Below are 15,916 nucleotides of genomic sequence, written 5' to 3'. Positions count from 1 at the left end.
CCTATAGAGATATTCGTGTTTCGACAACGCCGCACGGCATTTGCGTCGGCCTGCAGGTCATCTCGCTGCCAGGGAACTACCGAAGAACGCGCTTCATGACAAGCGCCGTGGAGAGGGCGCCGTTTTCTTGTTTATAATAACCCTGACGTTCGCCGACCTTTTCGAAGCCGAGCTTGCGGTAGAGGCCGAGCGCTGCCGTATTGCCGTTGTCGACCTCGAGAAACATGCTCTCGCCGCCGCGCGCGCGTGCTTCCCGCATCGCCGCCTGCATCAGCCGCCAGCCCAGTCCGGCGCGAGCGACCTTCGCCTGCACGGCAATCGTCAGGATCTCCGCCTCGCCGGCAACATGGCGGGCGAGGATGAACCCCGGAAGCGGCTTTTTCAGGATGGCATTGGTCTGGCGCGCAACGAAGCCGAACACGGTGTCCTGCATCAGCAGGCCGTGAAATTCGCCGTCGCCCCAGGGGCGGGCAAACCGCTCGCCGTGCAGGAGGGCGACATCGCGGCAATCCTCACGCTCCATGGCGATGATCTCGAATTCCGGTTTCAGCGTCAGATAGGATTCCAGCATCGTCATACTCGTCGCGAAATCGCATACCCGGCCTGCGGCTTGGCATCGGGTCCGCGCAGATAGAGGGGTTTCGGCTTTCCGGCATCGGGGGAGGCGGCAGCGCCCAGGCGCGCCACCACAGAGATCGGGAACCTGTTGGTGTGATCGCCGAGGGCGTCGGCCTTGAGGAGGGGCGTCGCCGAACCGGTGATCTCGCCGTCGAAGCCGGCGGCAAAAGCCTGCGCTTCAGCAATGCTGACCGCCCTTGGAGCGTCGAGGGACGAACCGTCGGCTGCGAAGGACTGGAGGTAGATTTCGTCCCGCTTGGCATCCATCGCCGCCAGCACGGCGCGATGAGGCGTCTTGTCGCGCTGGGCTGATGCCATGACTTCGAGCGTGGTGACGCCGACGGCGGGAACATTGAGGGAGAGCGCAAAACCGCGGGCTGCGGCAACGCCGACGCGGATGCCGGTAAAGGAGCCCGGACCGATGGTGACGGCAAGGCGGTCGATATGAGAAAGCGCCAGTCCCGCCTGCTTCAGCGCGCGATCGACGATACCAATCAGATGTTCAGCATGCCCCTTGCCGATCATGTCCGATGCCTCCCCCAGCACCGTATCCCTGCCGCTGTCATAGACGGCGGCAGCGCAGTCCACACCCGCCGTGTCGAGCGCCAGAATGATCATGCCATCAATTTCCGAATAAACCAGTGTCGCCTATCGATAAATCCGTTCGGCCGAACCTGAGATGAACGGCCGGACGAATTCAAGATTTTTAAGCGGCAATCACTTCCTGCACTTCCGGAACGAAATGGCGCAGCAGGTTCTGCACGCCGTGCTTCAGCGTTGCCGTCGAAGACGGGCAGCCGGCGCAGGAACCCTTCATGTTGAGATAGACCTTGCCGTCCTTGAAGCCGCGGAAGGTGATGTCGCCGCCGTCCTGGGCAACGGCCGGGCGCACGCGGGTCTCCAGAAGCTCCTTGATGGTCAGCACGATCGATTCATCACTTTCGTCGAAGAATTCGTCGCCGGCATCGGCGTCTTCGGAAAGGATGGAGGCATCGCCCATGACCGGCTTGCCGGACATGAAGTGCTCCATGATCGAGCCTAAGATAGCCGGCTTAAGATGCTGCCAGTCGGCATTGTCCTTGGAGACGGAAATGAAATCATAGCCGAAATAGACGCCGGTGACGCCTGATATTTCGAACAGGCGGGCGGCGAGCGGCGAGGCTTGAGCCTCCTCAGTGCTGCGGAACTCGGCCGTGCCGTTTTCCATCACCACCTTGCCCGGCAGGAACTTCTGCGTGGCGGGATTCGGCGTGGCTTCGGTCTGAATGAACATCTGGTTCTCCATGCGGCCTGCCCAGGGCCTCGGCCGTCTTTAGAATTCTTCAAAAGAAGATAAGCCGATTGACGGCTCTAATCAAGAGACTTGTACTCAAGAAATGCTGGGACGGGACGATTTCAGGCCCGGTCGGCCTGAAACTAGAATCCTGTTCTAACTTAAAGAGTTAGAGCATGATGTCGTCCGAAAACCGCTCGCATGTTTCGTTAGCAGAGGGCGTCGATTTCCTCGTTGGTCAGCGTATCCGGCAGCACGGTGACCGGGATCGGAAACGCCGCCGCGCGGCCGGCGACCGAGGAGACCAGCGGCCCAGGACCTTCCTTTGCCGAACCGGCAGCCAGAACCAGGATCGCCACATCGCGGTCTTCCTCGATCACGGCGTTGATCTGTTCGGCAGCACCGCCCTCGCGGATGACGACCTCAGGCTCGATGCCGATCGTCTCGCGCACGATCTGGGCGATCTTGGCAACCACCGCCTCGGCTTCTTCGCGCGCTTCGGCCCGCATGATCTCTTCGACGCCGAGCCATTGCTGGAAATCCCCATCGGGGATCACATAGAGCAGCACCAGCCCGCCATTGGAATTCTTCGCGCGCCGGCCGGCATAATGAACGGCGCGTTGGCATTCCGGTGTGCCGTCGATTACCGCCATGAATTTGCGGCGGTGACCTTCGAGCCGTGAGAGTCGCTTCGATACCATGGCGCGGACTCTGACACCCGAAGCGGAAAATTTGCAAGTCCAGTTTTTCCGCTTCCCCCGCGACAGGGAGAAGGGGAGTCACTCTCAATAGAGGAAGCCGATGACGTCGCGCACCTGGCGCATCGTCACCTCGGCGCGCGCCCTTGCGCGCTCGCCACCCTTGCGCAGGATCGCGTCGATATGGCTGGTATCGTCCATCAGCCGGCGCATCTCGCCGGTAATCGGCGCGAGTACGTTGATCGCCAGGTCGACCAGCGCCGGCTTGAAGACGGAGAATTGCTGGCCGCCGAATTCGGCAAGCACGTCCGCCTTCGACTTGTCGGCGAGTGCGGCATAGATCGCCACCAGATTGTCGGCTTCCGGACGGCCCTGCAGCCCGTCGATCTCGCTCGGCAAGCCGTCCGGATCGGTCTTGGCTTTGCGGATCTTCTTCGAGATCGCGTCCTCGTCGTCCATCAGGTTGATGCGCGAGAGGTCGGAAGGGTCCGACTTCGACATTTTCTTGGTGCCGTCGCGCAGCGACATGACACGCGGCGCCGGTCCGCCGATCAGCGGCTCGACCATCGGGAAATAGGCATGCACCGGCTCGTTGCCGACGGTGATATCGACGCCGTATCCGGTCCTGCTGATGTGCTCGGCATAGTCGAGGTTGAACTTCATCGCGATGTCGCGGGCAAGCTCCAGATGCTGCTTCTGGTCCTCACCAACAGGCACATGGGTGGCGCGATAGACGAGAATGTCGGCAGCCATCAGGCTTGGATAGGCGTAAAGGCCGAGCGAGGCCTGTTCACGGTCCTTGCCGGCCTTGTCCTTGAACTGCGTCATCCGGTTCATCCAGCCCATGCGGGCGACGCAGTTGAAGATCCAGGCGAGTTCGGCATGCTGCGGCACGGCCGACTGATTGAAGACGATATGCTTTTCCGGATCGATGCCGGCGGCGATGAAGGCAGCCGCGATCGAGCGCGTCTGGCTCGGCATGTCCTCGTGCACGAGCTGGGCGGTGAGCGCATGCATGTCGACGACGCAATAGATGCAGTCGTTGCCTTCCTGCAGCGCCACGAACCGCCGGATCGCGCCGAGATAATTGCCGAGATGCAGATTGCCGGTCGGCTGTACGCCGGAGAATACGAGTTTCTTGAATTCGTTCATGTCGTCCTCAATAGGCTGGTGGAGGGCCCACGCTGTCATGGTTTAAATTGCTGCAGAATGCAGCAGGGCTTTTCGCCCATATTGCTAACGCCGCGGCTTATGCACGGGCAACCGGTCGCAATCAAGGGGTTCAGGCGGCAGTGTGCTGGATCAGATCGAAAGTGTTGCCGTAGGGATCCGCAAAGACGGCCACCGTGCCGTAAACCTCGTGACGCGGCTCTTCCAGAAAGCGTATGCCGGCCGCCAGCATGGCGGCATGGTCGCGGGCGAAATCGTCGGTCTTCAGAAAGAAGCCGACACGCCCGCCGGTCTGATTGCCGATGGCTGCGCGCTGCGTCTCGTCTGCCGCCTGCGCCAGCAGAAAAGCGGCGCCATCCCCACCCCTTGGCTTCACCACCACCCAGCGCTTGCCCTCCGGCTGCGGCTCGTCCTGAAGGCAGTCGAAACCGAGGCCGTCGCAATAGAAGGCCTTGGCGCGGTCGTAGTCGTCGACGACGAGAGTGACGAGGAAAAGAGACTGGATCATCATGTGTTGCCTCGCGTTTGAGATGTTTATTCCAGTTTTGAGCGGCGATATCCCGGTTTTTAAGCCGAACTGATCAACCGTTTTACTCATAATGGAGTATAAAATTTCACAAAAAAGCTTTTTTTGAACTGAGAATCCGCCGCGTGGCACCGGCGCCGATGGGGTTGCTGCGATAGCCGATCGGAGGGACCATGCAGAACGCAACTTTGCTCGCCATGGCAGGCCTTTTCGCCCTACAATCAGCAACCGGTGCCGTCGGTCAAGACATGAAAAGGCATGGTGTTCATCTTCCAAAACATCAGGCACGTCTCGCCTACACGGTCCAGACCGTCAGCGTTCGTGCCGGCTGCTTTCCCGAGCGCCTGCGAGCGGTCCTGTCGTATATTGCTGCGAAGACCGGCCGCCGCCCGGTGATAACCTCGGGCCACAGGCCGCATCCCCGCCGCCACGGGTCCCTGCACGGGAAATGTCTGGCGGCCGATTTCAGGATGCCTGGCCTGTCGGAGCGCACGATCATTGCTGTCGCAAGAAGCGCGCCGGGCATAGGCGGCATCGGCAGCTATTGCAACGGCATCATCCATGTCGACGTCGGACCGCAGCGACGATGGGTGGATTGCTAGAGGATCCATCCGTCCGCCTCTTCCCGTTCCGGTTTATCCTATCCATTGCAGCCATCATGATATCGGCCAATTGAACAGGCAAGGCTCGCAGCGCGGGCCAAGGCAATGGGGATCGTCGACACGCACCGAAACTCCCCCTCACCAACAAAATCTAAGACTTAGCCTTCGGCTAAGATCTTGATTTTGTATCCTCTCCCACAGGGGGAGAGGTATTTCCAGGCGAGCGCCGCGTTTCCCCTCTCCCCTTGTGGGAGAGGAAGCAATTTCAACATCTTAGCTTCAGCTAAGTGTTAGAAATTGCAGGTGAGGGGGCATACCCTATCGTCGAGCGCGATGCAGGGAGGGACGCGATGCGCCACATACCGCCGCCGATCAATCGAAGCCGTGCCAAGGCGATGCGGAAGGATTCGACGCGTGCGGAAAATATGTTGTGGCAGGTCATTCGAGATCGGAAACTCGAAGGTTTCAAGTTCAGACGACAGGTGCCTCTGGGGGGCTACATTCTCGACTTTGTTTGCTTCGAAGCTAAGATCATTGTCGAAGTCGACGGCTCGCAGCATGCGGAGAACGCAGCCGACACAGTTCGCGACGATCATTTCAAGGCCGAAGGCTTCCGTATCCTTCGCTTTTGGAACGATGAAGTCGAAAACAGCCTCGATTTCGTCTGCGCTTCCATCCTGACGCAACTTCGAAATCGAGGCGAATAAGCTCACCCTTCCGTCTTCGCCGGCTTGCGGTTCAGATTGCGTCGGATCATGCCGAGATTTGCCCCGCCGACCAGGAAAGCGGCGGCGAAATAGATCAGCATGGCGATCGCAATCAGCAGCCCGAGGGTGCCGATCTTGGTGATAAGCGGCGCGCCGGAAGCAAGCCACGGCGCCCAGTGCTGCTTGAGGAAGACGATCGCAGCGCCCATCACGGCCGCAGCGACGATCAGCAGGGCGGTACGCTTTGCCAGCGCCCATTCCCATGTCAGGTGGCCACGGCGCAAAAGCGTGATGAACAGCAGCACGGTGCTGATCCAGCCGGCGGTGGCTTCGGCAACCGCGATGCCGGGCGCGCCCATATAGGGGAAGAGGGTCAGCGCGGTGGCGCAGTTGGTGGCAACCGCGATGGCCGAAAAGCGCATCGGCGTCTTGGTGTCCTCGCGGGCATAGAAGCCGGGCTGCAACGCCTTGATCAGCACGAAGGCCGGCAGGCCGATGCCGTAAATCGCCAGGATCGAGCCGACGACGGCGGTGTTTTCCTGATGGAAGGCGCCGCGCTCATAGAGCACGCGGATGATCTCGTCGGACAGGATCCAGAGCGCGAAGGCAGCGGGGATCGTCAGAAACAGCACGAATTCGATCGAGCGGTTCTGCAGGTTTCCGGCCTCGCGCAGGTTGCCACCCTTCAGCGCCCGGGCCAGTTCCGGCAGAAGTACCACGCCGACGGCGACGCCGACGACGCCGAGCGGCAGCTGATAGATGCGGTCGGCATATTGCAGCGCTGCGATCGCGCCGTCGCGGGACGACGCAATCGCCTGGCCGATCAGCTGGTTGATCTGGGTGATACCGCCCGTCACCGCAGCCGGCACCGCCAGGATCAGCAGCCGCTTGACATTCGGCGTCATCTTCGGGAAACGGAGGCCGATGCTCATGCCGGCCGCAAGCACACCGACATAGACGACGGCGAGCTGCAGAACGCCGGCGGCAAGAACGCCCCAGGAGAGATACCAGGCCGTCGCCAGCGGATCGGCGCCGGTATAAAGCGCATAAAACAGCGCCCCGATCATCACCACGTTGAGGAAGACGGGTGCGATGGCGGCGGCAAAGAAATGATGCAGCGAATTCAGCATGCCGCTCATCATTGCCGTCAGCGACATGCACATCAGATAGGGAAACATCACCGCCGCCATGCGGATAGTGATCGAGAGCTTGTCGGGGTCGTCGGCAAAGCCCGGCGCGATGACGAAGCGCACCAACAGCGGCATGGCAAGCTCCATCACGATGGTGATGAGGAGCAACACCGAAAACAAGACGCCGAAGACTTCTTCCGAAAAGCGTTTGGCGCCGTCCGTGCCGTTCGCCTCGATCTCTTTGGCAAAGAGCGGCACGAAGGCGGCGTTGAAGGCACCCTCGGCAAACAGCCGGCGGAACAGGTTCGGAAAGCGGAAGGCGGCGTAGAAGACGTCAGCCATCGGCCCGGTGCCGAGCGCGGCGGCCATCAGCGTTTCGCGGGCGAAGCCGAAGATGCGGCTCCCGAGGGTGGCGCCGCCGACGGTCGCGAATTTCTTGACGAGGCTCATGCGTTTGGGCTCATGCGTGTTGGCTCATACGGGGGAACCGGCTTTCTTGTCGGTGGAGGGCGATGTCCGGGCTGTGGCGGCGGGCGCGATGATGCCGGAGGGCATGCGCTCGCGCAACTCGTCCTCCTCCTCGGCCATGACGGCCTTCATCCGGGCGGTGATGTTGGCGCGCTTGCTGTCGCCGGATATTTTCTGGCCGACCAGATCGGTGACGTAGAAGGTGTCGATCACCTTCTCGCCGAAGGTCGTGATGCGGGCCGACTGGATGTCGAGCGACAGATCGGACAGCACGGCGGTGATCTCCGACAGCAGTCCCGGCCGGTCGAGGCATTCGACTTCGATGACGGTGAACTTGTTCGACAGGCTGTTGGTGATGTTGACCGACGGCGGAATGACGAAAGCCTTGCTTTTCTTGCGGTTGCGCGCGCGCGTGGCGATGACCTCGGGCAGCCGCTTGCGGCCGGACAGCACGTCCTCGATCATCCGTCCGATCGTCGCAGCCCGGCGCAACTCGTCGGCATCGTCGGTAAATTCGCGGCTGACATGGATGGTGTCGAGCGCCCGCCCGTCCGATGTGGTGAAGATCTGGGCGTCGACGATGTTGGCGCCGGCCGCGGCACAAGCGCCGGCAATGACGGCGAGCAGCCGCGGATGGTCGGGCGACAGCACGGTGATCTCGGTGATCGCGTGGAAACTGTCGGTGCGCACCGTGGTCGCGAGCGCCTGGCCCGCCTTATCGGCCTGACGGATGAAATGGGCGTGGCGGATCTGGTCTTCCAGCGGCACCGAGAGCAGATAGGGCTGGTAGTGCAGCTTGGTATAGGTATTGCGGTCCTTCTGGCTCCAGTCGGCCAGCGCTGAATGCAGCGCCTCGGCGGCGGCATTGGCCCGCTCCTTGCGGGAGACCTCTGAAAAGCCGCCGGCGAGCAGCAGCTCGGTTTCATAATAGAGCGTGCGCAGCAGCTGGCCCTTCCAGCCGTTCCACACACCCGGACCGACGGCGCGGATATCGCAGATCGTCAGGATCAGGAGCATCTTCAGCCGGTCCAGCGATTGCACGCGGTCGGCGAAATCGGTGATCGTCTTGCGGTCGGTGAGGTCGCGGGTCTGTGCCACCATCGACATGGTCAGATGTTCCTCGATCAGCCAGACGACGATCTCGGTCTGCTTCTGCGATAGGCCGAAGCGGGCGCAGAGCTTGCGGGCGACACGGGCGCCGGCGATCGAATGATCCTCCTGCCGGCCCTTGGCGATGTCGTGGAGGAGAACGGCGACATACAACGCCTCGCGATCCTCTATGCCGGGCATCAGCTTGTTGGCGAGCGGATGCAGATCCTCGGCGCGTCCCTTGTCGATCTCGGAGAGTATGTCGACGGTGCGGATCAGATGTTCGTCGACCGTATAGTGATGATACATGTTGAACTGCATCATCGCGACGATTTTGCCGAATTCCGGGATAAAACGGCCGAGCACGCCGGCCTCGTTCATCCGTCGCAGGATGAGCGCCGGATCACGCTTCGACGTCAGGATCGACATGAACAGCCGGTTCGCCTCATCATTTTCCCGCAGGCTGGTGTCGATCAAGGCGAGTGAACGGGTGACGCGTTTCAGCGCGTCCGGATGGAATTCCAGCCCGTTGATGTCGGCGACATGGAAGAGCCGGATGATGTTGACCGGATCGCGCTTGAAGACCTCGGGGTCGGCGAGCGCGATACGGCCGCGGTCTTCGACGAATTCGACGCTGCCGGCGATCTTGCGATTGCGATGGGTGAAGCGGCTGATGACGCCGGTAAGGCCCGGGATCGCCTTCGCCTGCTGGTCTTCAAGCGCAGCGCAAAGGATGCGCGTGAGATCGCCGACATCCTTGGCGACAAGGAAATAGTGTTTCATGAAGCGCTCGACGGCCGAAAGGCCCGGGCGCGTATGATAGCCGAAGGCTTCGGCGATCTCGCGCTGGATGTCGAAGGACAGGCGCTCCTCGGCCTTGCCGGTCAGAAAGTGCATATGGCAGCGCACCGCCCAGAGAAAATCGTCGGCTTTCTCAAGCAGACGGTATTCGTGCTTGGACAGCACGCCGAGTTTGACCAGCTCCGCCTGGTCGCGCACGTGATAATAATATTTCGAGATCCAGAACAGCGTGTGCAGGTCGCGAAGCCCGCCTTTGCCTTCCTTGACGTTCGGTTCGACGAGATAACGCGTGTCGCCCGCCTTGCGGTGGCGTTCGTCGCGCTCGGCAAGCTTGGCGGCGATGAATTCGGGACCGGTGCCGGTGACGATTTCCTTGTCGAAGCGGGTCTCGAGCTCGGTTCCCAGCCGCTGCAGGCCGCAGATGCAGCGCATCTCCAGGATGGCGGTGCGGATCGTCATGTCGGACTTGGAAAGCGCGATGCACTCCTCCACCGTGCGGGTGGCATGGCCGACCTTGAAGCCCATGTCCCAGAGCACGTAGAGCATGAATTCGACCGCCTTGTGCGTCTCTTCCGCCGGCCTCGGCAGGAAGAGAAAGAGCAGGTCGATATCCGAGCCGGGCGCCAGCGTGTCGCGGCCGTAGCCACCGACGGCGGTCACCGCGAACTTGTTTTTCTGATGCGGAAAGATATGGGCGGTGGCGAAATTGTAGAGGACGGTGATGATCTGGTCCTGCAGCCAGGAAATCCGGTAGGCGCAATTCAGCCCGCCGCCGTCGGCCATGAGTGCCTCGCGCGCCTTCTGCCGGCCCTCCGTGCTCGCCTTCTTCAGCACCGCCAGAAGATCGGCGCGCAGGATGTCGGGTCGGTTGCGGTTGGCCTCGGCAACGGCGTCACACTGCTTCTGCAAGAGCTCGATGTCGAGGATGTTGGAGAAATCGAGGTCGCGCATCGCTGTCGCCGGGGCGGTTTCCTGTTCATGCCGGACTGCCGGTTCGCGGCCTGCCGCTTGTTTCGTCTGCATGCGCTATAGCCCCTTTGCCCGGCGATTGACACGGGCTTTGATAGTGCAAGAACCTTTAAATTTGGCGAAATGGTGTTGGTTCGCGTCAAGAGGCGAGGGCGCTTTGACGCAAGGCGCCGGTTTTCCTCAGCCGGCGGCCCGCGCATTCAGCAGATGCAGCACCTGCCGTGTCTCGCGCATGATCTCCTCAAGCGCCTGCCTGTCGCATTCGCGATAGCCGGCCTTGGCGATCGACGTTCCGAGCTCCGAGATTACAGCGCAGCAGCGGGTGATTTTCAGCATGCCGATCGGCGACGTCCAGCCGCGCGCGTTGCGGTCCTTATCGGCGCGCCGCATCGTGTCGAGCATGGAGCAGATGAGCGAGAGGCGCTCGGTTTCGCGAACCAGTTTTTCCATGAACATGGCCCGCTCCCTATTTCAGCTTCTTCTTGAGATCGTAAAGCGCATCCATTGCCTCGCGCGGCGTCATGTCGTCAAGGCTCATCGTCTTCAACGCCTCCTCGACCTTGGAGGCCCCACGGGCCGTTTCCTCGCGGCGCACCGCCACCTGGAAAAGCGGCAGGTCGTCGATCAGCTGGCTCGCCGGGTTCTTGCGGTCGGCATCTTCCAGACGGGTCAGCACGTCGCGGGCCCGCGCCACGACGGAGGCCGGAAGCCCGGCAAGGCGCGCGACCTGGATGCCGTAGGAGCGGTCCGCCGCACCCGGCCCGACCTCGTGCAGAAAGATGACGTCGCCGTCCCATTCCTTGACGCGCATCGTCGCGTTCGATAGCCGGCCAAGCTTTTCCGAAAGCACGGTCAGCTCATGGAAATGCGTGGCGAACAGCCCGCGGCAGCGGTTGGCCTCATGCAGGTGCTCAACGGCGGCCCAGGCGATCGACAGACCGTCGAACGTGGCGGTGCCGCGGCCGATCTCGTCGAGGATGACGAGGGAACGGTCACTCGCCTGGTTGAGGATCGCCGCCGTTTCCACCATCTCGACCATGAAGGTCGAGCGCCCGCGCGCCAGATCGTCGGAGGCGCCGACGCGCGAGAAAAGCCGGTCGACGATGCCGATATGGGCCGATGTCGCCGGCACGAAGGAGCCCATCTGCGCCAGGATTGATATCAGCGCGTTCTGGCGCAGGAAGGTCGACTTGCCGCCCATATTAGGGCCGGTCAGCAGCCAGATCGCCCCATCCCGGTCGCCGGTCTTGGGCGAGAGATCGCAATGGTTGGCGACGAAGGGGCCGCCCGCCTGCCGCCGCAGCGCCTGCTCGACGACCGGATGGCGCCCGCCCTCGATGGCAAACATCTTCGAGCCGTCGACCTGCGGGCGGCAATAGGCCTGCTCCTCGGCGAGAAGCGACAAGCCTGCGGCGACGTCGATGACGGCAAGCGCCCGGGCGCCCGATTTGATCGCCTCGGCTTCCGCAACGACGGCCGCCGTCATCCTGTCGAAGGCTTCGAGCTCGATCGTCAGCGCCCGGTCGGCGGCATTGGCGATGCGGCTTTCGAGATCGGCAAGTTCGGTCGTGGTGAAGCGCATCGCGTTCGCCATCGTCTGGCGGTGGATGAAGCGGGCCTTCGCCTCCGCCGTCTCCGTCATCGGCGAGGCATTGCCGGCGGTGACTTCGATGAAATAACCGAGGACGTTGTTGTGCTTGATCTTCAGCGACCGGATGCCGGTCTCCTCGGCATATTGCAATTGCAGGCCGGCAATGACGCGACGCGACTGGTCGCGCAGTGCCCGGACCTCGTCGAGCTCGGCACTGGCGCCGTCGCGAAGAAAACCGCCATCGCGTTTCAACAGCGGCAATTCATCGGCGAGGGTCTCGGCAAGCAGCTTTTCCAGGGCCGCGGGAAGGGCCTGCAGCTCGGACAGAGCCTGGCCGAGCTCTTCGGGCAGCATCGCCTTGCCGAGCATCGCCGCAACTCCGCCCGCCGCGTCGAGCCCCTGGCGGATCGCCGAGAGATCGCGCGGGCCGCCGCGGTCGAGCGCCAGGCGAGACAGCGCACGCGGCATGTCGGGAACATGTTTCAGCGTGTCGCGCAGATTGCCGCAGAGCAAGGGTTCGTCGATCAGGAAGCCGATCAAATCGAGCCGCGCATTGATGCGGGCGGGGTCGGTCAGCGGCGACATCAGCCGTTCGGCGAGAAGCCTGGCGCCGCCGCCGGTGACGGTGCGGTCGATCGCCTTCAAGAGCGAACCGTTGCGATCGCCGGACAGCGTGCGGGCAAGCTCGAGATTGGCGCGGGTGGCGGCATCGATGAACAGCGTCGAGGCAGCACTTTCCCGTTCCGGCTTTCCAAGCGGCGGCCGCTCGGCGATCTGCGTCTTCTCGACATAGGCGATTGCGGCGGCCGCCGCCGCCAGCTCGGCGCGCGAGAAGGTGCCGAAGCCGTCGAGCGTCGCGACGCCGAAATACCGCGCGATCCGGCCTTCGGCGCTGGCGCTGTCGAAGAGCACGGAAGGTTGCGGCACGGTTGTGCGGCCGAGCACGTCGAAGACCGGCTTGAGTTCGGGATCGTGGAAGATGGTGTCGGGCAGGATAAGTTCGCGCGGATCGATGCGCAGGATATCGGCAAGCAGGCGCGAGGCTTCGGTCTCGGCAAGCCGGAACACGCCGGTGGAAATATCGATCCAGGCAAGCGCCAGCAAGGCCTCGCCGCTGGCGCGAATGCGGGTCAGCGCCATCAGATAGTTGGATTCCGAGGGCGAAAGCAGCTTTTCCTCGGTGATCGTTCCGGGAGTGACGAGGCGGACGACGTCGCGCCTGACGACGGATTTCGCGCCGCGTTTCTTCGCTTCCGCGGGATCCTCGATCTGCTCGCAGACGGCGACGCGGAAGCCGAGCGAAATCAGCTTCTGCAGATAATCGTCGGCCGCATGCACCGGAACGCCGCACATCGGGATATCCTGGCCCATATGCTGGCCGCGCTTGGTCAGCGTGATACCGAGCGCGCGTGAGGCTTCCAGCGCATCCTCGAAGAACAGCTCGTAGAAGTCGCCCATCCGATAGAAGAGCAGGGAACCCGGATTGTTCGCCTTGATCTCGATAAATTGCTCCATCATCGGCGTCGCCGAGGCACGGCTTTCCGCCGTGGCGAGCTCGGCAGCCGAAAAGGCTTCATTCCCTGTGTCTATTCGTGCGTTCACGGAGGTGGAGTTTTTCCCAAAAAAACAGGTGCCAACCCTATCCGCGCGCCGCTATAGATGACAACAGCATTTGAGGAAGAGCAAAGCGTCGCCCACAGGACGTTGGAGGATTTATGCCCGATATCGATAAGAAGGACCGGCTGGTAACGTCTGTTACCGACCAGGAGGCGCTCGATTTTCACGCAATGGGCCGGCCCGGCAAGCTGGAGATCAACGCGACCAAGCCGATGGCGACGCAGCGCGACCTTTCGCTTGCCTATTCGCCGGGTGTTGCCGTGCCCGTCAAGGCGATCGCCGCCGATCCGCAGACGGCTTACGACTATACCGCGCGCGGAAACATGGTCGCCGTCATATCAAACGGCACGGCAATCCTCGGTCTCGGCAATCTCGGCGCGCTGGCTTCGAAGCCCGTCATGGAAGGCAAGGCGGTGCTCTTCAAGCGTTTCGCCGACGTCGATTCTATCGACCTAGAGATCGATACGGAAAATGTCGACGAGTTCATCAACTGCGTGCGCTTCCTCGGTCCTTCCTTCGGCGGCATCAACCTCGAGGATATCAAGGCGCCGGATTGTTTCGTCATCGAAAGCCGGCTGCGCGAGCTGATGGACATTCCCGTCTTCCATGACGACCAGCATGGAACGGCGATCATCGCCGCTGCCGGCCTGATCAACGCGCTGGAGCTGACCGGCCGCGACCTGAAGACGACGAAGCTCGTCTGCAACGGTGCCGGTGCTGCGGCGATCGCCTGCGTCGAACTCATCAAGGCAATGGGTTTTGCGCCTGAGAACGTCATCCTCTGCGATACCAAGGGCGTCATCTACCAGGGCCGCACCGAGGGCATGAACCAGTGGAAATCGGCGCATGCGGCAAAGACCGACGCGCGCACGCTCGAAGAGGCGATGAAAGGCGCGGATGTCATTCTCGGCCTGTCGCAGAAGGGTGCGTTTTCGGCCAAGATGATCCGCTCGATGGCGGAGCGGCCGATCATCTTCGCCATGGCCAATCCCGATCCCGAGATCACGCCGGAAGAGGTGGCTCGCATCCGCGACGACGCCATCATGGCGACCGGCCGTTCGGACTATCCGAACCAGGTCAACAACGTCCTCGGCTTTCCCTATATCTTCCGCGGCGCTCTCGATGTCCGCGCCTCGACAATCAACGATGCGATGAAGATCGCCGCGGTCAACGCGCTGGCAAACCTAGCCCGCGAGGATGTGCCGGATGACGTGGTTGCCGCCTATCAGGGCAACCGGCCGCGTTTCGGCTCGCAATACATCATCCCCGTTCCCTTCGATCCGCGCCTGATCTCGGCGATCCCGGTCGCGGTCGCGCAAGCCGCGATCGAAAGCGGCGTCGCCCGCAAGGTCATCACCGACATGGAGGGTTATGCCCGCGAGCTTTCGGCGCGCCGCGATCCGATCGCCTCGACACTTGCCAGCCTTTACGAGCGCGTCCGCCGTCGTCCGAAGCGCATCGTCTTTGCCGAGGCCGAGGAAGAACAGGTCCTGCGCGCCGCCATGTCCTACGCCAACCAGCAGCTCGGCACCGCCATCCTGCTCGGCCGCGAGGATCTGATCCGGGCGACGGCGGAACGCGCCGGCATAGATCTCAACCGGCCGGGCCTCGAAATCGTCAATGCCCGGCTATCGACCCGGGTCGAGGCCTATATCGACTATCTCTATGCCAGGCTGCAGCGGCAGGGTTATCTCCACCGCGACGCCCAGCGGCTGATCCATAACGACCGCAACCACTTCGCCGCCACCATGGTGGCGCTCGGCGATGCCGACGGCATGGTGACGGGCATCACCCGAAACTATTCGACGGCGCTCGAAGATGTGCGCCGCTGCATTGACGAGAAGCCAGGCCACCGCGTCATCGGCGTGTCGCTGGCGCTTTGCCGCGGCCGCACGGTCTTCGTTGCCGATACCGCGGTGCACGACATGCCGACGGCCGTAGAGCTTGCCGATATCGCCGAAGAGGCCGCAGGTCTGGCGCGGCGGATGGGCTATCCGCCGCGTGTCGCGATGCTTGCCTATTCCACCTTCGGCCATCCCTCAGGCGAACGCTCCGAGCGGGTGCGCGAGGCGGTGAAGATCCTCGACAAGCGCCGCGTCGATTTCGAATATGACGGCGAGATGGCGGCCGACGTCGCCCTGAACCGCAAGGTGATGGAGCAATATCCCTTCTGCCGCCTCTCCGGGCCGGCCAACGTCCTCGTCATGCCGGCTTTCCACTCGGCCTCGATCTCGACCAAGATGCTGCAGGAGCTCGGGGGCTCCACGGTCATCGGCCCGATCCTCGTCGGCCTCGACAAACCGGTGCAGATCACCTCGATGGGCGCCAAGGACAGCGACATCGTCAATATGGCGGCGATCGCCGCCTACGGGGCGGGTTCGTAAACTCATCCGGCCCACATTATGAGACGGCATTTTCCCAGCTCAGCGCGTCAGCCGGGCAGGGTTTTCCGGCATCGATGGAACTTATGGGCTGGCTTTTGTGCAGGCGCTCGACCTGGCTTGACGACCTCAGCCGAGCGGCCCTTCATAAGTGTGCTGGACAGCCTTTCCTCGCTTGATGCCAAGGTTATCGATTTTCTCGCGTTTGCGCTACGCAAGGATGCTGACCTCAAACTATCCCGCTTATGCTATGCAGTAGAGCGGCATCACGCTATA

Annotated in this window: 13 protein-coding genes; 3 read left to right on the top strand and 10 right to left on the bottom strand. The window is 62.4% G+C overall.

The features are described 5' to 3' along the window. Positions 1 to 76: 76 nt before the first annotated feature. The 6 genes from ACS4RR_RS00565 to ACS4RR_RS00540 form a co-directional block, all read right to left on the bottom strand. Positions 77 to 577: a GNAT family N-acetyltransferase gene (locus ACS4RR_RS00565; RefSeq protein WP_170260407.1), complete on the bottom strand. Its 501-nt coding sequence runs from the start codon at positions 575 to 577 to the stop codon at positions 77 to 79. After that, positions 574 to 1,236, bottom strand: coding sequence for a tRNA (adenosine(37)-N6)-threonylcarbamoyltransferase complex dimerization subunit type 1 TsaB (tsaB, locus tag ACS4RR_RS00560; RefSeq protein WP_260109931.1), 663 nt, complete (start codon positions 1,234 to 1,236; stop codon positions 574 to 576). The genes ACS4RR_RS00565 and tsaB overlap by 4 nt, the downstream gene beginning before the upstream one ends. Before the next feature lie 88 nt (positions 1,237 to 1,324). Next, positions 1,325 to 1,891, bottom strand: a complete 567-nt coding sequence (locus ACS4RR_RS00555) for a NifU family protein (protein WP_260109932.1) — start codon at positions 1,889 to 1,891, stop codon at positions 1,325 to 1,327. 209 nt (positions 1,892 to 2,100) lie between these two features. Then, positions 2,101 to 2,592 (bottom strand): universal stress protein, encoded by a 492-nt coding sequence (locus ACS4RR_RS00550; RefSeq protein ID WP_003544884.1) that lies wholly within the window; start codon positions 2,590 to 2,592, stop codon positions 2,101 to 2,103. A gap of 84 nt (positions 2,593 to 2,676) precedes the next feature. Further along, positions 2,677 to 3,741 (bottom strand): tryptophan--tRNA ligase, encoded by a 1,065-nt coding sequence (gene trpS / locus ACS4RR_RS00545; RefSeq protein WP_017966736.1) that lies wholly within the window; start codon positions 3,739 to 3,741, stop codon positions 2,677 to 2,679. A 130-nt stretch (positions 3,742 to 3,871) separates the two neighbouring features. After that, positions 3,872 to 4,270: a VOC family protein gene (locus tag ACS4RR_RS00540; RefSeq protein WP_026154399.1), complete on the bottom strand. Its 399-nt coding sequence runs from the start codon at positions 4,268 to 4,270 to the stop codon at positions 3,872 to 3,874. 188 nt (positions 4,271 to 4,458) lie between these two features. On the opposite strand from ACS4RR_RS00540, the gene ACS4RR_RS00535 reads away from it, so the two are divergent. Next, complete coding sequence (locus ACS4RR_RS00535; protein ID WP_222280040.1) at positions 4,459 to 4,887, top strand: YcbK family protein; 429 nt, start codon at positions 4,459 to 4,461, stop codon at positions 4,885 to 4,887. A 350-nt stretch (positions 4,888 to 5,237) separates the two neighbouring features. Beyond that, on the top strand, positions 5,238 to 5,594 hold the full coding sequence (locus tag ACS4RR_RS00530) for an endonuclease domain-containing protein (RefSeq protein WP_260109933.1): 357 nt from the start codon (positions 5,238 to 5,240) through the stop codon (positions 5,592 to 5,594). Positions 5,595 to 5,596: 2 nt separating this feature from the next. Here the strand turns inward: ACS4RR_RS00530 and murJ are convergent, their stop codons facing one another. The 4 genes from murJ to mutS form a co-directional block, all read right to left on the bottom strand. Further along, on the bottom strand, positions 5,597 to 7,174 hold the full coding sequence (murJ, locus tag ACS4RR_RS00525) for a murein biosynthesis integral membrane protein MurJ (RefSeq protein WP_222292472.1): 1,578 nt from the start codon (positions 7,172 to 7,174) through the stop codon (positions 5,597 to 5,599). A gap of 24 nt (positions 7,175 to 7,198) precedes the next feature. Beyond that, a complete protein-coding gene (locus ACS4RR_RS00520; RefSeq protein WP_170257388.1) occupies positions 7,199 to 10,105 on the bottom strand; it encodes a [protein-PII] uridylyltransferase in 2,907 nt (968 codons plus the stop codon). 126 nt (positions 10,106 to 10,231) lie between these two features. Further along, the gene (locus ACS4RR_RS00515; protein ID WP_003544896.1) at positions 10,232 to 10,507 is read right to left on the bottom strand and encodes a hypothetical protein; all 276 of its coding nucleotides are present in this window, start codon (positions 10,505 to 10,507) and stop codon (positions 10,232 to 10,234) included. A 10-nt stretch (positions 10,508 to 10,517) separates the two neighbouring features. Next, positions 10,518 to 13,244: a DNA mismatch repair protein MutS gene (mutS, locus tag ACS4RR_RS00510; RefSeq protein ID WP_456189561.1), complete on the bottom strand. Its 2,727-nt coding sequence runs from the start codon at positions 13,242 to 13,244 to the stop codon at positions 10,518 to 10,520. A 113-nt stretch (positions 13,245 to 13,357) separates the two neighbouring features. On the opposite strand from mutS, the gene ACS4RR_RS00505 reads away from it, so the two are divergent. Beyond that, complete coding sequence (locus ACS4RR_RS00505) at positions 13,358 to 15,643, top strand: NADP-dependent malic enzyme (protein WP_456189560.1); 2,286 nt, start codon at positions 13,358 to 13,360, stop codon at positions 15,641 to 15,643. Positions 15,644 to 15,916 lie beyond the last annotated feature (273 nt).

It is taken from the genome of Rhizobium zaerense (genome assembly GCF_051810725.1).
Lineage (GTDB): Bacteria > Pseudomonadota > Alphaproteobacteria > Rhizobiales > Rhizobiaceae > Rhizobium > Rhizobium leguminosarum_I.
Note: the sequence above shows the minus strand (reverse complement) of the source record. Positions and strands in the feature narration are given on the sequence as shown.

What these genes read in the sequence shown, in the direction of transcription:
- ACS4RR_RS00565 (WP_170260407.1), bottom strand. Translation starts at nt 577, where the DNA reads ATGACGATGCTGGAATCCTATCTGACGCTGAAACCGGAATTCGAGATC.
- ACS4RR_RS00540 (WP_026154399.1), bottom strand. Translation starts at nt 4,270, where the DNA reads ATGATGATCCAGTCTCTTTTCCTCGTCACTCTCGTCGTCGACGACTAC.
- ACS4RR_RS00520 (WP_170257388.1), bottom strand. Translation starts at nt 10,105, where the DNA reads ATGCAGACGAAACAAGCGGCAGGCCGCGAACCGGCAGTCCGGCATGAA.
- ACS4RR_RS00550 (WP_003544884.1), bottom strand. Translation starts at nt 2,592, where the DNA reads ATGGTATCGAAGCGACTCTCACGGCTCGAAGGTCACCGCCGCAAATTC.
- ACS4RR_RS00505 (WP_456189560.1), top strand. Translation starts at nt 13,358, where the DNA reads ATGCCCGATATCGATAAGAAGGACCGGCTGGTAACGTCTGTTACCGAC.
- murJ (WP_222292472.1), bottom strand. Translation starts at nt 7,174, where the DNA reads ATGAGCCTCGTCAAGAAATTCGCGACCGTCGGCGGCGCCACCCTCGGG.
- ACS4RR_RS00530 (WP_260109933.1), top strand. Translation starts at nt 5,238, where the DNA reads ATGCGCCACATACCGCCGCCGATCAATCGAAGCCGTGCCAAGGCGATG.
- trpS (WP_017966736.1), bottom strand. Translation starts at nt 3,741, where the DNA reads ATGAACGAATTCAAGAAACTCGTATTCTCCGGCGTACAGCCGACCGGC.
- tsaB (WP_260109931.1), bottom strand. Translation starts at nt 1,236, where the DNA reads ATGATCATTCTGGCGCTCGACACGGCGGGTGTGGACTGCGCTGCCGCC.
- ACS4RR_RS00535 (WP_222280040.1), top strand. Translation starts at nt 4,459, where the DNA reads ATGCAGAACGCAACTTTGCTCGCCATGGCAGGCCTTTTCGCCCTACAA.
- ACS4RR_RS00515 (WP_003544896.1), bottom strand. Translation starts at nt 10,507, where the DNA reads ATGTTCATGGAAAAACTGGTTCGCGAAACCGAGCGCCTCTCGCTCATC.
- ACS4RR_RS00555 (WP_260109932.1), bottom strand. Translation starts at nt 1,891, where the DNA reads ATGTTCATTCAGACCGAAGCCACGCCGAATCCCGCCACGCAGAAGTTC.